Below are 15,989 nucleotides of genomic sequence, written 5' to 3'. Positions count from 1 at the left end.
TGCTGTGACCGTGAAAACATCGTTTTCAGAGAAGCTGTTCAATTTCTGTAACTATTTATTTTTCATACTGATAGGTCTGACGACGCTGCTGCCCTTCGTTAACTTGATCGCCAAATCGTTCAGCAGCGAAGCGGCGGTCATCTCCGGCAAGGTCAATTTGCTGCCCATTGGCTTTCAGACCGGAACGTACATGTATGTGCTCAAGGATTCCATGTTCCTTAACTCTTTAAAAAATTCGATTCTTTTGGCCATTGTGGGGACGGCGTTAGGATTGTTCCTTACGACCATTACGGCGTATCCATTATCTCGCGTTCAGCTTCGAGGCAGAAAATGGTTTCTGCTGATGTTTATTTTCACAATGCTGTTCAGCGGCGGCCTGATTCCTACCTACCTGCTCATGCATAATCTTGGACTGGTCAATCAGTTTCCTGTTCTATTCCTGCCGGCGGCCATCAACGTGTTCAACATGCTGATTATCAAAAATTACTTTGAAGGGCTGCCGGACGGGCTGGAGGAGTCCGCCAAGCTGGACGGAGCAAGCAACATCCGAATTTTATTCTCCATTGTTTTGCCGCTGTCGCTTCCTGTGCTGGCAACCATTGCGCTATTTTTCGCGGTGGCGTTCTGGAACGACTATTTTACATCAATGATCTACATTACCAATCAGGATTTCAAACCGCTGCAGCTGTATCTGAAGGAACTGTTGGTATCCTCCAGCAGCGAGTTTTTGAAGGATAACGTGGACGCGGCGCTGAACACAACGCCCCAGTCCATTCAGGCAGCTTCAATATTGCTAGCTACGCTGCCGATCCTGATGGTTTATCCGTTCTTGCAAAAATATTTTGTCAAAGGTGTGCTGGTAGGTTCGGTTAAGGGTTAAACCTATCGGCATGAAAGGCGGTGATGCTGTCAGCTTGTCATGATAGCGGGCAATGGAAGGGTAATGCAGTTTGACTTTAAAACACATATTCGGGAGGGTACTCTATGAAAAAAGGTTCTTGGTTGGCCATAGTCCTTGTATTTGCTCTTGCTCTTGCCGCATGCGGCAACAATTCCACTCCAGCTCCGGGCAGCGGCTCAGGGGGAGATGGCGAAGGCAATCCCAAACTTACGATGCTGATGCAGTACAGCCTGTTCGATCCGAACGCAGACCCGGTTGCTAAAAACATAGAAGATGCGACCGGCTACAAGGTTACCTATGAAATGCTTCCGGCGGAAAGTGCCGACGAGAAGCTGAACTTGATGGTTGCGAACAAGCAAAACTTCGATATCATGAAGCTGGGTTCTGCCCAGTTCTACAAGCTGGCAACAGCGGGCGCGCTGGAGCCGCTGAATGATCTGATCGAAAGCCATGGCCCTAACATCAAAGCGGCGATTAAGGAAGATTCATGGGAAAGCGTTACGATTGACGGCAAAATCTATGCTATACCGGAGACTGGCTCTGGCATTAGCGTAGGCGAGGAGCTCGTTGTCCGTCAGGATTGGATGGAAGAACTGAGCTTGAAAAACCCGACAACACCGGATGAGTTGTATGAGGTGTTGAAAGCGATCAAGAAAGCCAAAAACATTGTTCCGTTAACGGGCTCAAAGGATTCTATCTATGGAGATATTGCAGCAGCATTCGGCGTGCTGAACGACTGGAACGATGTGGATGGCAAGCTGCTGCATAAAGCAGAGCTTCCGCAGATGAAGGAATTTTTGGCTTATATGAACAAGCTGTACAGCGAAGGGCTGCTGGATTCGGAAATGCCGATCAATACGAGTGCGAAAGCGATTGAGAAGTTTTCCAGCGGCAATGCCGCAATGATCAAGCTGGCTTGGTGGAGTGCTTCTAGCGCAGAAGCTGCCCTTGTCAAAAACTTCCCTGAAGCCAAAATCGGCATTATTCCATACTTAGTTGGCAAGGATGGCAAATCATCGATTGGCGTTAACCTGGCAACTACTTGGTTTATTGCGATACCGAAGATATCCAAGCAAAAGGAGCATGCGATCAAGCTGCTCGATACCAAGCTGAAGAAGGATATCTTCATAAAGCTCGCCATTGGCGAGGAAGGCGTTCATCACGAAGTGAAGGATGGCAAATATTATCCCATTCTGCCTAAATTCAATGATGACTTAACCAATGCAAGCTCCTACATGACCGGGGTTAATGAATATGATTATCCGGCTTACTGGCAGGCGCGCGTTCGGAAGGACCCTGTGCTGCAAAGCTACTATGAGGCGTTTCAGGAAAACGCGGCGAAAGGCAATATTGTCGTTGATCCGATGTCGATTGCGCCGCCAATCGATGCTGTATCCAAAAACAAGCAAAAGCTGACGAAGCTGCTGGACGACACGGTGCTTATGTATATCGCAGGTGCGCAATCTAGAGACAACTACGATACCTTCCTTTCGCAATGGATGGCCGAAGGCGGCGCAGAATCCGTCAAGGAAGCGAACGAGTGGTATCAAACCATTTCAAAATAATGGCTTGCCTATAGACGTAGGCTTGATGGCAAAGGGGCAGCTGCGAATCGCAGGTGCCTCTTTGTCGCCCAGGCGAAATGCCTAGCATAATTGACTGAGGGGGAACAGAAATGAACGAACCATTTAAGCCGCATAAAGGCAGTGAGGTTGATATGCTTGCTATCCATGCCCAAGTGGAAGCTGCGCCAGAGGATATTACGATTACATTAGAAGGGCAGCGGCACGCTATAACGGCTGTCAACACCATTCCGGTGGCCGAAGAGTGGCTTGTCTTGTTTACAAGCGCATGGGGGGAATCGGTCACTGTTCCTGAGAATGGCGTTGCGGTGCAGGTGGGAGCAGGCGGCTTGGTTTTACACGTCGTTAATGAAGCGCCTGTCGGCTTTTCCCCGGCCTGGTCGGGCCCAACGATACTAGACATCCCTGAGGATGGTTACGTGCTTCTTGCCCTTGATCCTTTGTATGCTCCGGAAAGCAGCCGCTTCTTTTTGTCTACCTGCTTTAGAAAAGGAGACCGTATCAAGCTGCGCAAGGATGGTGCGGTGACTGATCATCACGGGCTGGCAGGCGCTGCTGATCATGAATTCAGCCTTTATTTGAATCATCCATCCGTTTATACGGAAACGCAGACCGTTACCACAGTTAGCGGTAATGTGAGCGGCGGCAATGCGGGCGAGTTTCCGGCGCTAACGATTAATGGTGAAGCGGCTGTGGTTGACGAGCAGGGTATTTTTGCCCATAAACTGAAACTGGCGCTTGGCGTCAACTTTGTTGATGTGGAGATCAAAGCAAGGAACGAAACTCCAGTTGCTCGAAGCTTAGCTATTTTTTCTAAGAGCCGTGCTGAGAGGAAGCAGAGGGTCATCCTTTGGATAGATCAGAGAGCCAACAGTGGGAAGCTGCAGTCTGCGGACGCTGTAAGAAAACTGCTGCAGCGAGCAAAACATGCAGGCGTTACGGATATTGCGCTTGACGTTAAAGGGGTGGAGGGGTAYGTTTCTTACTTCAAAAATCCGCTGACGAGGCGTCCCCACATGAGTGAATTGGTAAACGCTAAGCAGAGTACTCCTTATCCAAAGCTGGATTTGCTGCAGATTTTTATAGAAGAGGGGCATCAGCTTGGTCTAGCTATTCATGCATCCATGAATGTATTTGCAGAAGGCTCCATTGTACGTGGTCAATATGCGATTTTAAATGAGCATCCTGAATGGGAGGAAATGGTTTACAAGCATCAAGATGAAGGCGTGATCAAGCGGCAGCGAGACAGCTCGGCTCCGGGCTTGGTTGCATTTGCCAACCCGCTTCATGAGAAGGTGCGCGAGCATCAATTGGCTGCTTTCCGGGAAGTGATGGCCGGCTATCAGGTGGACGGCATTATTTTGGACCGGGGCAGATACGACAATGAAACGGCGGATTTCAGTCCTTTGGCATGCAGCCGCTTTGAGGCATATTTGGCGGAAAGGGGCAAGCGGCTTCATCGTTGGCCAGAGGACATATTCGATTATCAAGGCAATACGAGAATAGATGGTCCGTTGATTTTGGACTGGTGGGCTTTCCGTGCAGGCGTCATTACCTCTTTTGTTGCGGAGGTCAAGGAGATGGTGGACGGTCATAATCGACAAACGGGAAGCGATGTTTTGTTATCTGCCTACGTGGGGTCTTGGTTTGATACCTATTATGTCAATGGTGCAAACTGGGCCAGCCCGGATTTTCAATATGACAGCCGCCTTCAATTTCAGGAGGGCTCCGTCTATACCAAGGACTACCGAGGCACTGGCTATGTCAGGCACTTGGATTTCCTCATGATTGGTACGTATCAGGATACGCTGGCCGAGGTGGAGAAATATATGGCGCTTGGCAACATTGCCACAGGTGGAGAAGTTCCGGTATATGCGGGCATTTCCCTTAATCAGATGAATAGCGCCGAGCGGCAGGGTGAGGTATTTCGTTCGGCTTTCCGGTACACAGACGGGCTAATGCTGTTTGACGCCTCGCATGCCGATTGGGATATGCTTAATCAGTCTTTAAAGAAAGAATAAAGGATAGGTTATGGAGGCGCGCAGGTAGCTTCTTCAGAAGCCTACCAACATATGGTATAATGACTAGCATAATGCGAAGGAGGAACCATATGAATCTAGCGAATAAAATAACGATTGCTCGTATTTTATTAATACCTGTGTTTATTTTATTTTTTCCGATATACCCCGAGTGGTTAATCAGCAAATCAGAATTTTTTCTACATATAGATACCTATGGCATTTATTATGCCGCAGCATTATTTATACTCGCTTCAGCGACGGATAAATTAGATGGACATATCGCAAGAAAATATAATCAGATTACGAATCTTGGCAAGCTGCTCGATCCGCTGGCAGACAAGCTGCTAATATCCGCCGCGTTAATATTAATGGTAGGCGAGCAGATGATTTACAGCTGGATCGCAGTAGTGATTATCGGAAGAGAGATTATTATAACGGGCATTCGAATTGTTGCCTCATCTCAAAAAATCGCCTTGCAAGCCGACCAATTCGGCAAAATTAAGATGGTCTTTCAAGTTGTTGCGATTTCAGCGGTGTTGTTAAACCATCGTCCGCTCAGCTTTTTGACAGCGATTCCTGTTGATCAAATTTTGATGTATGTTGCCTTAGTGTTGACCATCCTATCCGGAGCTAACTACATCAAAAACAACTATCGCTTGCTGCAGTAGAAATAAAAGTAGAGTAGAACGATTAAACCTATCCCATTTAAAATACAGCGGCAGCGATGGACGAGATGAAACAGTCCAAGACTGCCGCTGTTTTATGAAATGGTCGTTTTCCTTCTAAGCATTCCTATTCATTTGTGACTCAGGCTTGATGCTAACGGACATAGAAACCGCTATTCTTCATAATTTGGGCTTAATTTGCATCTAACGGACATAGATTCCGCTATTTAGTCGAAATCAAGTTAAATCATAACGCTTGGAGCCTAATAGCGTACCCTATGTCCGTTACTTCTGAAAAAAGAGGAAATCAAAGCAAATAAGGCATCTGATGTCCTTTATTTCTATCATCGCCGATTTCGTTATCTTGCGATTATATTCGGYAATTAAAACATACAAAGCCCGATGAGGTATAGTAAGAATATACAGCTATTTATTTCGATTTACAGGGGGCGAGCCGTCTGCAAACGATACAAACAAAGCTTTTTGACTATGGGCAAGCAGAGATCGATTATTTGAAAAGCGTAGATGAAGGGCTTGGTGCTGCCATGTCTCGGCTCGGAAAAGTCGAACGTATCATCATGCCGGACTTATTCACTTCACTCGTTTATGCGATTGTAGGCCAGCTGATTTCAGCTAAAGCAGTGCACACCATATGGGAGCGAATGCAGGTGCGGCTTGGCGAAATATCCCCTTCGAACATAGCTAATCAAACGGCAGATCAGATTCAAAGCTGCGGGATAACGATGAAGAAGGCCGTTTGCATAAAAAGCATTGCGGAGTCGATTATGCAAGGTGAAATCCGGCTGGAAGAGCTGAACCGCTTATCGGATGCAGAGGTAATCAAGCAGCTGATGTCCTTAAAGGGAGTTGGCAAGTGGACGGCTGAAATGCTGCTCATTCATGCGATGGAGCGCCCAGATGTCGTGAGCTGGGGAGATATTGCCATTCGCCGCGGGATGATGAAGCTGTATGGTCTTCAAGATTTAACCAAAGAACAGTTCGATACCTACCGGCTAAGGTATTCGCCCTATGGTTCAGTGGCTTCGATTTATTTGTGGACCTTGTCAATGGAGTAAGCTAAAAGGAGCAACAACATGGAGAAAACAATAAAAGAACAGCTCATAGCATTGAAGGAAGACGATTTTCAGAAATTTACGGCTGCGCTTATTCCTACAATTAATAATGTATTAGGCGTTCGGCTGCCGAAGCTGCGCCAGCTGGCCAAGTCGATAGCAAGTGATGACTGGCGTACCTATTTAAAAGATGCGGATAGCGAGTACTTTGAGGAAGTGATGCTGCAGGGGATGGTCATTGGTTATGCCCAAGCGGATATCACAGAACGTTTAAACATTGTCGCTGAATTTGTTCCGAAGATAGACAATTGGTCAGTCTGTGACAGCTTTTGCAATGGACTGAAATTTACAACGGACAATAAGTCAGCGGTATGGGATTTCATACAGCCGTATTTGGTATGTGACAAAGAGTATGAGATACGCTTTGGCGTCGTTATGCTGCTTGGCTATTATATTGAAGAAACTTATATCGAGCGCCTCTTGCAGCTGCTTGATCAGACGAAACGAGAGACGTATTACGTCAAGATGGCGGTAGCTTGGGCATTGTCAATTTGTTATATTAAGCAGCCAGAGGCTACTATGAATTATTTGAAAAGCGGTGCTAATTCTTTAGATGATTTCACCTATAACAAAGCTCTGCAAAAAATAATAGAATCATACCGCGTCGATCAAGAAACCAAAATCTTAATACGCGGTATGAAACGAAAAAAAAGCTAAGGCTCAAAGCCTTCCTGGCTTACATAAATGCGATCCTCCGAAAAAACCTGCTTGAACCGCTCGTAAACGACGCGATAAGCAGCCGGATGATACCATTCCTCAAGACCTAGCTGCTCATACAAAGCATTGATGCCTAGTTGTCGCGTTCGTTTTCCACTGCTTCCGTCACCCATAAAATAATCGTCTATGCAGATGCGTTCAACGAGCGGGCGCAGTATTTCGGCGAATTGCTCACTGCTTGGCAGCATGGGGGCAATCGTCGCTTGAGTGGGAACGCCCGCATCAGCTAGCAGTTGAAGCGTCTTTAGCCTAGCCTTAATCGGTGGGGCATTCGGTGAAAAATGTTTTCGAATGTCCTCGCGATCTGTTTCGACTGTCATACTGACGCGAACCTTCTCTCCAAGTCGCAAGAGCAGATCAATATCCCGCTGAACAAGCGGGCTTCGCGTTTGCACAAACAAAAAATCAGGCGGGTCATCAACCATCACCTCGAGCAAGGAGCGAGTAATTTGTTCCTTATATTCAATTGGCTGATAGGGATCAGTGCTGGATGACATAAAAATAGTAACCGGACCTTTAGACTTTTCTCTTAAAAATTGTTTGCGAAAAACTTCAGCAGCATTTTTCTTAATATCGACCCATGTTCCCCATTCGGCGCCTCGAAATAAAGAAACAGGCATTTTCCGCACATAGCAGTAGGAACAGCCAAACGTACACCCTGTATAAGGATTTAAAGAATGGCTGTAGCCGGTAAGAAAGCCGGTTCCTTTATTCAATAAGGTTTTGGGCTGTGTATATAAATATTCGATCGGCATATTAGTGTTTTTCCAGCTGTAGCAGCTTTGTTTTCATTTCTATGCCGCCGCGGTAGCCTGTCAGCGATCCGTTCTTTCCAATGACGCGATGGCAGGGAATTGTAATTAAGATCGGATTAGCGCCAATCGCCGTGCCCACAGCGCGAACAGCTGCGGGCCGCTGGATTTGATGGGCAATATCGGAATAAGACTTCGTTTCCCCATAAGGAATATCGCAAAGTGCTTTCCATACTTCCTGTTGGAAGGCTGTTCCTTGATAGTGGAAGGAGATGCTGAATTGCTTGCGGGAACCTTGAAGGTATTCAGCTATTTCAATTGTATAAGGCTGGAGCAACTCAACATTCTCTAGTAAAGGGCTGCCTGGATAGCGGGTATTTGCCCATTGGACCAGCTCGTCTATCGGTTCATTCTGAGAGCCGATAAAACAGAGTCCTTCCGTTGTGGCTGCAACGTATAGGCTCCAAGTTTCGTACGTGAGCAATGTCCAATAAATGGGCGGTTTACTGTGTTTGGTCATTCGAATCAGCCTCCTGTTTGTGCAATTGCCGATAGGCTGCGGGTGTGCAGCCCGTCTTCTTCTTAAACAACGTTACAAAATACGGCGTGTTGTGCATGCCGACGCTTGAACCGATCTCTGAAATGGACAAATCGGATGATGTCAGCTGCTCCTTCGCTTTATCGACTCGTAATTGCTGTATATATTCAACGGGTGTCATGTGTTTGATTTTTTTGAAGGTCCGATGCAGGTGATAGGGGCTGCCGTGACATTGATCGGCAACGACTTGTAAAGTTAAGTTGTTCATATAGTTTCTGTCGATATATTCGGCAGCTAAATGAATCCATTCATCATCAGGCAGGCGCATCCCGGTAGGCTTGCATCGTTTGCATGGGCGAAAGCGGGCAGATAAAGCTTGCTCGGCCGTAGAGTAGATAGCAATATTTTCTTTGTTGGGCGGTTTGGATTTGCAGGATGGCCTGCAAAATATTCCTGTCGTTTTCACCGCGTAAAAGAAGATCCCGTCATAAGCAGCATTGTTGCTTAAGATGGCATGCCACCGTTCCTCGGTCAATGTTTCTGAGTGTTGTTTCACCATTTTGCTCACCTCCATCATTAGTATAACCTCGAAAGTGAACGTATGTACGTATTTTAGAATGTAAAAGCAAGATAACGAAAGCGGGATGATTAGAGGGTAGACTTTGATCCTGACGCGCAATCGCGTAAAATAGAAGGATCAATGCTGCTAATGGAGGAGAGCTTATGGAAGCTAAAGTAATAACATTACCTTTATTACATGTTGTAGGCTATCGTATTGAATCTAACATAACAGAGTTTGAGTCTGGTCTAATAAAAAATATAGCTTTAAAAGGAGCACAATATCATGTCATTGCCACTTTCGAAACAGCTTAATCGGGATTTTATTCTTAGCCAGCTCGAAGCCTTACTGAACATTCCAAGCCCTAGCGGGTACTGTATGGACATTGTAAAGCATTTAGGAGAGGAAGCAGAGAAGCTTGGCTATTCGCTCGAAATAACGCCAAAAGGCAACGGAATGATAACCATTCCAGGCGTCAATTCAGAGAAGGTGATCGGCATAACCGCGCATTTGGATACGCTTGGAGCGATGGTTCGTTCGATCAAGTCTGATGGGAAGCTTCGCTTCACGTCGATCGGGGGCTACAATATGCAAACGGTCGAAGGGGAGTATTGCATTATTCACACGCGTGACGGCCGGAAATATGAGGGAACGGTGTTGTCTACGAAAGCCTCTGTGCATGTATACTCCGATTCGCGGGAGTGGAAGCGCGAAGAAGCGAATATGGAAATTCGCATAGATGAGCTGGTGAAAACCAAAGCAGATACAGAGGGGCTGGGCATTTCCGTAGGCGATATCATTTCGTGGGAGCCGCGAGTGCGCATCTTTCCGAATGGCTGGGTGAAGTCACGGCATTTGGACGATAAAGCAAGCGTAGCAGCACTGCTTGGATTAATGGAATGGTTCAAGCGTGAAGGGAACACACCTGCACATACACTCAAGCTGATCTTCTCGACCTACGAAGAGGTGGGACACGGAAGTTCTTATATTCCTGAGGATATAACGGAGATGATTGCGGTGGATATGGGAGCGCTGGGAGATGATCTTTCTGCGACAGAGCAGGATATATCCATTTGCGCCAAGGATTCGACTGGACCATACGATTATAATATGACGACTAAGTTAATTGAATTAGCGAAGCGTGAGAACCTAGCTTATGCTGTAGATATTTACCCGCACTACGGCTCCGATGCATCGGCTGCGCTGCGCGGCGGAAGCAATATTCGTGCGGCATTAATCGGACCGGGCGTTCACGCTTCCCACGGCATGGAACGCACACACGCAGATGCCATCGTTGGCACGTCTGCTTTGCTTCTGGCTTATGTCATGGAGTAAGATTTCTAGTTAATATACAATAGGTAGAAAAAATGCGAAGAAGAGCGGCGATGACATCGATGCTCTTCTTTTTTTTGATGACTAAACTTGTCAGAAAGACAATGAAGTAGGACGTTAGTAGAAGAGCGCCAAGCGTTATTTTGGGACAAAAAGATAGGGAATGCTCTATGATTTCAGTGCTTTAGAAGCTTTATATTTATCCCGAATGATGTTGGTTTATCCTGACAGGGTGCAAAATATAGATTGCTGAAACGTATGATCGATTAGCTGAGAACGATGGAATATCCGCTTTTTAGGCTCCGAATAGTCCCTTTTTCAATTCAAACCCCGCTTTTTTTTGTTTTTTAAGTGTAAATTTGCGGCAGTTAGGGGTTAAAACGTACAGGAAAAAGAGGAATGCGAAATATGTCGAATGGTGTTTTACTGCTGCTTAGGTAGGATGCTGGTCAATAGTCCCTTATTTTTTCGCTAAATTAGTGGAATTTTAATTGGATTCTTCGTTCGTTGGAAAGTGGCAAGCAGGAAAAAAACCTTTATTTTACATGGGTTAGAGGGAAAAAGTATGCGGGAAAACATGAGTCCCAAGTGGGACTTTCACCTATTATTTATTAAGCGCTTTCAATAGTCAGAATTATCAATTTGGCGATAAAAAACATGACATGGCATATCCCACTATTCGCATCAATTAGGAGTCCGTACTTATGAAAACCATAATGAAAATGAGCAAGATTGTCTAAGTGTGACCATGTCTTTATTCCCTCAAGAATTATTATCATCTGTGTCATACTAGAGTGCAAAGAGAGACAAGAAGCTTTCCAAAACTCAAAATGTATGAGCAAGCTGATGAATGGAGGTTTCAGAGATGAATGTTTCAAATCAGGAGCAGAAGCAGATAAAGCTGAAGCAGTTTTTGAAAATACTATCCGAGGATCCTTCTCTATTACAGAAAGACGGTCAATCGGAAGCGAGGTCGCTGCCTGAGCTGCTTATGGCAACTGGCTGCCTAATCCATAATGAACCGATTGACATGGCGAAGCTGATATCTCAGCTGCTCGGTAAGATCGGCCTGCAAGCCTGCTCTAACGATATGATGGAGCATGTAATGAATGGCGGGACCGTGGATGAGTTCATTAATAACACGAGATGATAACATTTTATGTCTAAGCAGGAATCCATGGGTAAGCCTATTCCTGTAAACAAATGATGCCCAAAAGTTCGCGTTTTGAATAATGAGAGAATTTTAATATTCATTAAGAACAACTTTCGTGAAGTTCGGCAACGGATGATTTTAAAGCAATGGAGGAAATGATTTGGAATTAAAACAGTATTGGATCATCGTGAAAAGAAGGCTATTGATGATAGCTTTAATTATTTCAGTGAGCTGTCTAACCATCGGCATTTACTCCAGCTACTTTATCAAACCACAGTATGAAGCATCCGCAAAGTTAATCGTTAACCAGTATAAGGACAGCAGCTCGCTCATTCCGAGCATAGATGTTGGATCGATTAACTCCACGATCGGACTTATCAAAACCTATAAAGAGATTTTGCGAACGCCGCGAATGATGAAGCGAGTTGTCAAGCAATACCCGGATCTCGGTGTGACATACGGCGAGCTCATCGGCAAGGTAAGCGTAAGCTCAGTGAATGAAACACAGGTCATGTCCATATCGGTACGTGATGACTCCTATGAGCAAGCAGCAAAAATCGCGAATGCGATCGCCATCGTTTTTCAAAAATCGGTTCCAGAGCTGATGAAGGTAGATAATGTTTCCGTGCTGGACCAAGCTGATCCGCATGAACAACACGGGCCCGTTGCTCCGAATCCTAAGATGAACATTGCGGTCACGTTCATGCTGGCATTGATGGTAGGTGTAGGCATATCCTTCCTGCTGGATTACTTGGATGACACAATTAAGACCGAAGAGGACATCGAGGCACTGCTGGAAGTACCAGTACTAACATCGATTCCGAAGTTCGAAGAGCGGGATGCGACAGAACACAGCAGCAACGCCACGCTAAAGACGAATGCAGGGAGGGAACAAAATGTCTCGTTTGATTCCTAAATGGAACTTGATAACGGAGCTTAATCCCAAATCGCCCATTTCTGAAGGGTACCGGATGCTGCGGACAAACATTGAGTTCTCGACAATTAATCAAAAGCTGCAAATTATTATGGTCACCTCTTCCAAGCCAAGCGAGGGCAAAAGCACGACATGCGCCAATATGGCAGTCGCGTTTGCACAAGCAAACAAAAAGGTGCTTCTGATTGATGCGGATCTCCGCAAGCCTTCGCAGCATCATATCTTTGGGAAGTCCAACCGCAGCGGCTTAACGACGGCTTTATTGAACCAACTGAAGCTTGAGGACATCATTCAGTTTACGAATACGGACAATCTGTCCATTATCCAAGCGGGGCCAACGCCTCCCAATCCTTCCGAGCTGCTCTCGTCGGAGCAAATGGCGGAGCTGCTTAAGACAGCTAGAGAGCGGTACGATGTCGTCATTATCGACACGCCGCCGATCATGTCTGTAACGGATGCTCAAATTGTAGCAACGCAAAGCGATGGGGTCGTTCTTGTGATCGACTCGGGAAAAGTGAAAAAAGATGTTGCCCTTAAAGCAAAAGCGTCACTTGAACATGTGAAAGCAAATCTTATCGGCGTCGTGCTTAATAAGATCAATCGAAATCATTCAGATATCTACTCTTACTACTACGGAGAAAAGACAGAAGCTTAATCGTCTTTGCTCCAGCTCATAGAAGCAAGAAATAGATAGGTAATGTCTCCTGCACCTCTATCACCGGAGGCACTCGGTCATGCTGTGGGTCAGCCGACCTTAGACGTTAATCGTCAAGGGTGTGACGTGAGGAGGGGTTAGATGCCCCTTAACAATCAAAAAAAATAATAGGATAGGGTGAAATCAAATGAAAAAAGTGAGAAAAGCCATTATCCCCGCCGCAGGACTTGGAACACGGTTTTTACCGGCAACCAAAGCGATGCCAAAAGAAATGCTTCCGATCGTCGATAAACCGACCATTCAATACATTGTAGAGGAAGCCATTGAATCAGGCGTTGAGGATATCATCGTCGTAACGGGTAAAGGAAAGCGGGCGATTGAAGATCACTTCGATATCGCATTTGAGCTTGAGCATATATTAGAAGAAAAAGGCAAGCTGGATATATTGGAAAAGGTAAGAAAATCATCAAATGTGAATCTTCACTACATAAGGCAAAAAGAAGCGAAGGGGCTTGGGCATGCGGTATGGTGCGCTCGCAACTTCATTGGGGACGAGCCGTTTGCAGTGCTTCTTGGGGATGACATTGTAGAAGCAGAAGTCCCTTGCACTAGGCAGCTTATTGAGCAATATGAGAAAACCGGCCGCTCGGTTATTGGCGTACAGACGGTTGGCGTTGATCAGACGCATCGTTACGGTATCGTTGACCCAGGACAGCGGGTAGACAATCTTTATGAGGTCAATCGTTTTGTAGAGAAGCCGCCGCAAGGACAAGCGCCTTCTAATTTAGCCATCATGGGCCGTTATGTGCTCACTCCCGATATATTTGAATATTTAGGACGCCATGAGCGCGGAGCTGGAGGCGAAATTCAGCTTACCGATGCGATTCAAAAGCTTAACGTAGAAAAAGGCGTTTACGCCTTTGATTTCCAAGGCATTCGTTATGATGTCGGAGAGAAGCTAGGCTTCATTATGACGACGCTTGACTTTGCCTTAAGAAATAATGAAATTAAGTATCAGTTGATGACTGAGCTTGAGGAATTAATGGAACGGGAGCTTAGCAAGCAGTTATTAGCTGGAAGGAGTGATAGAAGATGACACCTCCACAATATCAGGATGAAGCGGTAATCGGCGTTTCTGATTACTATTCGAATAGGCGCAGCGCTCAGCAAACGGTAAGCATGTATTCGATTATCAAACGCACGATTGACATTGTTGGTTCGCTAGTCGGTTTAATCCTGTTAAGCCCGCTGTTTATCATCATCGCTATCCTTATTAAGTGGGAGGACCCTAAAGGTTCTGTCTTCTTCTATCAAACAAGGATCGGCAAGGATGAGAAGCCGTTTCGCATGTACAAATTTCGCTCGATGCTGACGGGTGCCGAGGACAAGCTGAAGGATCTGCTGGATAAGAACGAAATTAGCGGTGCAATGTTCAAGATGAAGGATGATCCGCGCATTACAAAGATCGGTAAAATCATTCGCAAAACGAGCATCGATGAGCTGCCTCAGCTGCTGAACGTGCTGAGGGGCGAAATGTCCTTGGTTGGTCCAAGGCCGCCTCTTTCAAGGGAGGTAGCGGAATATACGGAGTACGACAAGCAGCGCTTGTCCGTAACGCCAGGCTGCACGGGACTTTGGCAGGTAAGCGGCAGAAACAATCTATGCTTTAAGCAAATGGTTGAGCTTGACCTAACTTATATTCAGAAGCGATGCATTTGGTTCGATTTCAAAATTATGCTGAGAACGGTGAAAACGTTAGTCGGCTCTCAGGATGCTTTTTAGAGTGTGAAAGCTTTCGAAGTTGTTTTGCTTCGCAAAACTATGCTAATGCTTACGAAGTCAGTTTTGCTACGCAAAACTAAGCTAATGCTTACGAAGTCAGTTTTGCTACGCAAAACTTAAGGAGTTGATAAAAATGGCAAGAATCCTGCATATTTCGGAGTTTACGAAGGGCGGTATCGAGACGCACTTGAACGAGGTGCTGAGCTACCAAGCGAGCAGACATGATATTTTTCTTATGGCTTCTGAGCAGAATTCGAGCCCTGAGTCGCTTCAAATTAGCCAAGATCGATTGTGCTTGTACCCTTACAAGAGGAAGCCGGCTTATTTTGTGAAAGCCATGAAAGCTATTCATCGTAAGGTAAAGGACTTCAAGCCTGATATTGTACATGTACACGGAACGTTCGCAGGTGTTTTCCTGCGGACGTTGTTTTTTTTCAAGAGCAAGCGCCCGATCGTCATCTATAATGCGCATGGCTGGGCTTTTCTGATGGATATAAAGCCGTGGAAGCAGCGGATATTCGCCTTAGTTGAGAAGACGCTCGCACTTCGGACTGATTTCATTATCAATATTTCGAGGCATGAATATGAGAAGGCCATGCATTATGGACTGCCAGCAGCCAAGTCGGTAGTCGTTTATAACGGCGTTTCGGATACGTCGGAAGTAAGCACCCCGCCTTTCGAGACTGATCCTGACATGATTCATCTACTTTATGTAGGACGCTTCGATCGGCAGAAGGGGTTTGATCTACTGCTTGAGGTGTTCAACAAGCATCAGTTTACAAACGTTCGCCTATATTTGGTTGGCGATACGGTGCTGAAGGAAGTTGAATACAAGTTTCCTGAGAACACAATTAAGATCGGCTGGGTGGATAATTCTCAGATCGATCGTTATATGCAATCCTGTGATGCGGTCATTATTCCATCACGCTGGGAAGGCTTTGGCATCGTCGCCATTGAAGCGCTGCGGAATAAGAAACCGGTTATTGCGAGCAATCGAGGTGCGCTGCCGGAAATTATTAGCGATGGCGTTAACGGGTATGTATTCGACTTCGATAATAAGCAGGAGCTGGCAGACATCATTCATGAGCTGGACAAGCCGAAGCTGAGAGCGCTTGGCTTAGCGGGATGGGACATTTTCCAAGAGAAATTCCATTCGGATAAAATGAACGACCAAATCGAGCGGCTTTACGAGGAAGCCTTGCAGAAATCAAGCAAACCGTTATCCTCCGCCGTCAAAAAATACGTCTAGATTTACGGGGATGGA

17 protein-coding genes are annotated in these 15,989 nt (G+C 45.9%); 14 read left to right on the top strand and 3 right to left on the bottom strand.

Annotation, left to right across the window (positions count from 1 at the left end):
- Positions 1-10: 10 nt before the first annotated feature.
- The 6 genes from AC1DPK_RS14140 to AC1DPK_RS14115 all read left to right on the top strand — a co-directional run bounded on the left by AC1DPK_RS14140 (position 11) and on the right by AC1DPK_RS14115 (position 6,960).
- Positions 11-880, top strand: coding sequence for a carbohydrate ABC transporter permease (locus AC1DPK_RS14140; protein WP_477510706.1), 870 nt, complete (start codon positions 11-13; stop codon positions 878-880).
- Between the two features lie 104 nt (positions 881-984).
- The gene (locus AC1DPK_RS14135) at positions 985-2,466 is read left to right on the top strand and encodes an extracellular solute-binding protein (protein ID WP_477510705.1); all 1,482 of its coding nucleotides are present in this window, start codon (positions 985-987) and stop codon (positions 2,464-2,466) included.
- 110 nt (positions 2,467-2,576) lie between these two features.
- Positions 2,577-4,505 carry a hypothetical protein gene (locus tag AC1DPK_RS14130; RefSeq protein WP_477510704.1) on the top strand — a complete coding sequence of 643 codons (1,929 nt, stop codon included), beginning with the start codon at positions 2,577-2,579 and terminating at the stop codon, positions 4,503-4,505.
- 89 nt (positions 4,506-4,594) lie between these two features.
- Positions 4,595-5,173 (top strand): CDP-diacylglycerol--glycerol-3-phosphate 3-phosphatidyltransferase, encoded by a 579-nt coding sequence (pgsA, locus tag AC1DPK_RS14125; protein WP_477510703.1) that lies wholly within the window; start codon positions 4,595-4,597, stop codon positions 5,171-5,173.
- A 455-nt stretch (positions 5,174-5,628) separates the two neighbouring features.
- Positions 5,629-6,246, top strand: a complete 618-nt coding sequence (locus AC1DPK_RS14120) for a DNA-3-methyladenine glycosylase family protein (RefSeq protein WP_441884990.1) — start codon at positions 5,629-5,631, stop codon at positions 6,244-6,246.
- 18 nt (positions 6,247-6,264) lie between these two features.
- Positions 6,265-6,960 (top strand): DNA alkylation repair protein, encoded by a 696-nt coding sequence (locus AC1DPK_RS14115; protein WP_441884919.1) that lies wholly within the window; start codon positions 6,265-6,267, stop codon positions 6,958-6,960.
- On the opposite strand, the gene AC1DPK_RS14110 is transcribed toward AC1DPK_RS14115, so the two are convergent.
- From AC1DPK_RS14110 to AC1DPK_RS14100, 3 genes are read right to left on the bottom strand one after another with little or no spacing between them, the layout of a single operon-like run.
- Positions 6,957-7,775, bottom strand: a complete 819-nt coding sequence (locus AC1DPK_RS14110) for an SPL family radical SAM protein (protein ID WP_477510702.1) — start codon at positions 7,773-7,775, stop codon at positions 6,957-6,959. The genes AC1DPK_RS14115 and AC1DPK_RS14110 overlap by 4 nt on opposite strands.
- Position 7,776: 1 nt before the next feature.
- The gene (locus tag AC1DPK_RS14105; RefSeq protein ID WP_477510701.1) at positions 7,777-8,292 is read right to left on the bottom strand and encodes a methylated-DNA--[protein]-cysteine S-methyltransferase; all 516 of its coding nucleotides are present in this window, start codon (positions 8,290-8,292) and stop codon (positions 7,777-7,779) included.
- On the bottom strand, positions 8,276-8,869 hold the full coding sequence (locus tag AC1DPK_RS14100; RefSeq protein ID WP_441884915.1) for a bifunctional transcriptional activator/DNA repair enzyme AdaA: 594 nt from the start codon (positions 8,867-8,869) through the stop codon (positions 8,276-8,278). The genes AC1DPK_RS14105 and AC1DPK_RS14100 overlap by 17 nt, the downstream gene beginning before the upstream one ends.
- Positions 8,870-9,033: 164 nt before the next feature.
- Between AC1DPK_RS14100 and AC1DPK_RS14095 the strand changes: the two genes are divergently transcribed.
- The 8 genes from AC1DPK_RS14095 to AC1DPK_RS14060 all read left to right on the top strand — a co-directional run bounded on the left by AC1DPK_RS14095 (position 9,034) and on the right by AC1DPK_RS14060 (position 15,974).
- Positions 9,034-9,183, top strand: coding sequence for a hypothetical protein (locus AC1DPK_RS14095; RefSeq protein ID WP_477510700.1), 150 nt, complete (start codon positions 9,034-9,036; stop codon positions 9,181-9,183).
- Positions 9,155-10,204, top strand: a complete 1,050-nt coding sequence (locus AC1DPK_RS14090) for a M42 family metallopeptidase (protein ID WP_477510699.1) — start codon at positions 9,155-9,157, stop codon at positions 10,202-10,204. Before AC1DPK_RS14095 ends, AC1DPK_RS14090 begins: the two co-directional genes overlap by 29 nt.
- Positions 10,205-11,066: 862 nt before the next feature.
- Complete coding sequence (locus AC1DPK_RS14085; RefSeq protein ID WP_477510698.1) at positions 11,067-11,351, top strand: hypothetical protein; 285 nt, start codon at positions 11,067-11,069, stop codon at positions 11,349-11,351.
- A 163-nt stretch (positions 11,352-11,514) separates the two neighbouring features.
- The gene (locus tag AC1DPK_RS14080) at positions 11,515-12,270 is read left to right on the top strand and encodes a YveK family protein (protein WP_076269103.1); all 756 of its coding nucleotides are present in this window, start codon (positions 11,515-11,517) and stop codon (positions 12,268-12,270) included.
- Positions 12,251-12,943, top strand: coding sequence for a CpsD/CapB family tyrosine-protein kinase (locus AC1DPK_RS14075; protein WP_339204780.1), 693 nt, complete (start codon positions 12,251-12,253; stop codon positions 12,941-12,943). The genes AC1DPK_RS14080 and AC1DPK_RS14075 overlap by 20 nt, the downstream gene beginning before the upstream one ends.
- 187 nt (positions 12,944-13,130) lie before the next feature.
- Complete coding sequence (gene galU / locus AC1DPK_RS14070) at positions 13,131-14,039, top strand: UTP--glucose-1-phosphate uridylyltransferase GalU (RefSeq protein ID WP_076269101.1); 909 nt, start codon at positions 13,131-13,133, stop codon at positions 14,037-14,039.
- Positions 14,036-14,725: a sugar transferase gene (locus tag AC1DPK_RS14065; RefSeq protein ID WP_076269100.1), complete on the top strand. Its 690-nt coding sequence runs from the start codon at positions 14,036-14,038 to the stop codon at positions 14,723-14,725. The genes galU and AC1DPK_RS14065 overlap by 4 nt, the downstream gene beginning before the upstream one ends.
- Positions 14,726-14,858: 133 nt before the next feature.
- Positions 14,859-15,974, top strand: coding sequence for a glycosyltransferase family 4 protein (locus tag AC1DPK_RS14060; protein WP_477510697.1), 1,116 nt, complete (start codon positions 14,859-14,861; stop codon positions 15,972-15,974).
- Positions 15,975-15,989: the final 15 nt, after the last annotated feature.

Source organism: Paenibacillus sp. 01T424 (assembly GCF_056398745.1).
Note: the sequence above shows the minus strand (reverse complement) of the source record. Positions and strands in the feature narration are given on the sequence as shown.

Excerpts from the sequence above, each read along its gene's own strand:
- galU (WP_076269101.1), top strand. The coding sequence starts at position 13,131 with ATGAAAAAAGTGAGAAAAGCCATTATCCCCGCCGCAGGACTTGGAACA.
- AC1DPK_RS14110 (WP_477510702.1), bottom strand. The coding sequence starts at position 7,775 with ATGCCGATCGAATATTTATATACACAGCCCAAAACCTTATTGAATAAA.
- AC1DPK_RS14065 (WP_076269100.1), top strand. The coding sequence starts at position 14,036 with ATGACACCTCCACAATATCAGGATGAAGCGGTAATCGGCGTTTCTGAT.
- AC1DPK_RS14090 (WP_477510699.1), top strand. The coding sequence starts at position 9,155 with ATGTCATTGCCACTTTCGAAACAGCTTAATCGGGATTTTATTCTTAGC.
- AC1DPK_RS14095 (WP_477510700.1), top strand. The coding sequence starts at position 9,034 with ATGGAAGCTAAAGTAATAACATTACCTTTATTACATGTTGTAGGCTAT.
- AC1DPK_RS14100 (WP_441884915.1), bottom strand. The coding sequence starts at position 8,869 with ATGGTGAAACAACACTCAGAAACATTGACCGAGGAACGGTGGCATGCC.
- AC1DPK_RS14135 (WP_477510705.1), top strand. The coding sequence starts at position 985 with ATGAAAAAAGGTTCTTGGTTGGCCATAGTCCTTGTATTTGCTCTTGCT.
- AC1DPK_RS14105 (WP_477510701.1), bottom strand. The coding sequence starts at position 8,292 with ATGACCAAACACAGTAAACCGCCCATTTATTGGACATTGCTCACGTAC.
- AC1DPK_RS14060 (WP_477510697.1), top strand. The coding sequence starts at position 14,859 with ATGGCAAGAATCCTGCATATTTCGGAGTTTACGAAGGGCGGTATCGAG.
- AC1DPK_RS14075 (WP_339204780.1), top strand. The coding sequence starts at position 12,251 with ATGTCTCGTTTGATTCCTAAATGGAACTTGATAACGGAGCTTAATCCC.
- AC1DPK_RS14085 (WP_477510698.1), top strand. The coding sequence starts at position 11,067 with ATGAATGTTTCAAATCAGGAGCAGAAGCAGATAAAGCTGAAGCAGTTT.
- pgsA (WP_477510703.1), top strand. The coding sequence starts at position 4,595 with ATGAATCTAGCGAATAAAATAACGATTGCTCGTATTTTATTAATACCT.
- AC1DPK_RS14115 (WP_441884919.1), top strand. The coding sequence starts at position 6,265 with ATGGAGAAAACAATAAAAGAACAGCTCATAGCATTGAAGGAAGACGAT.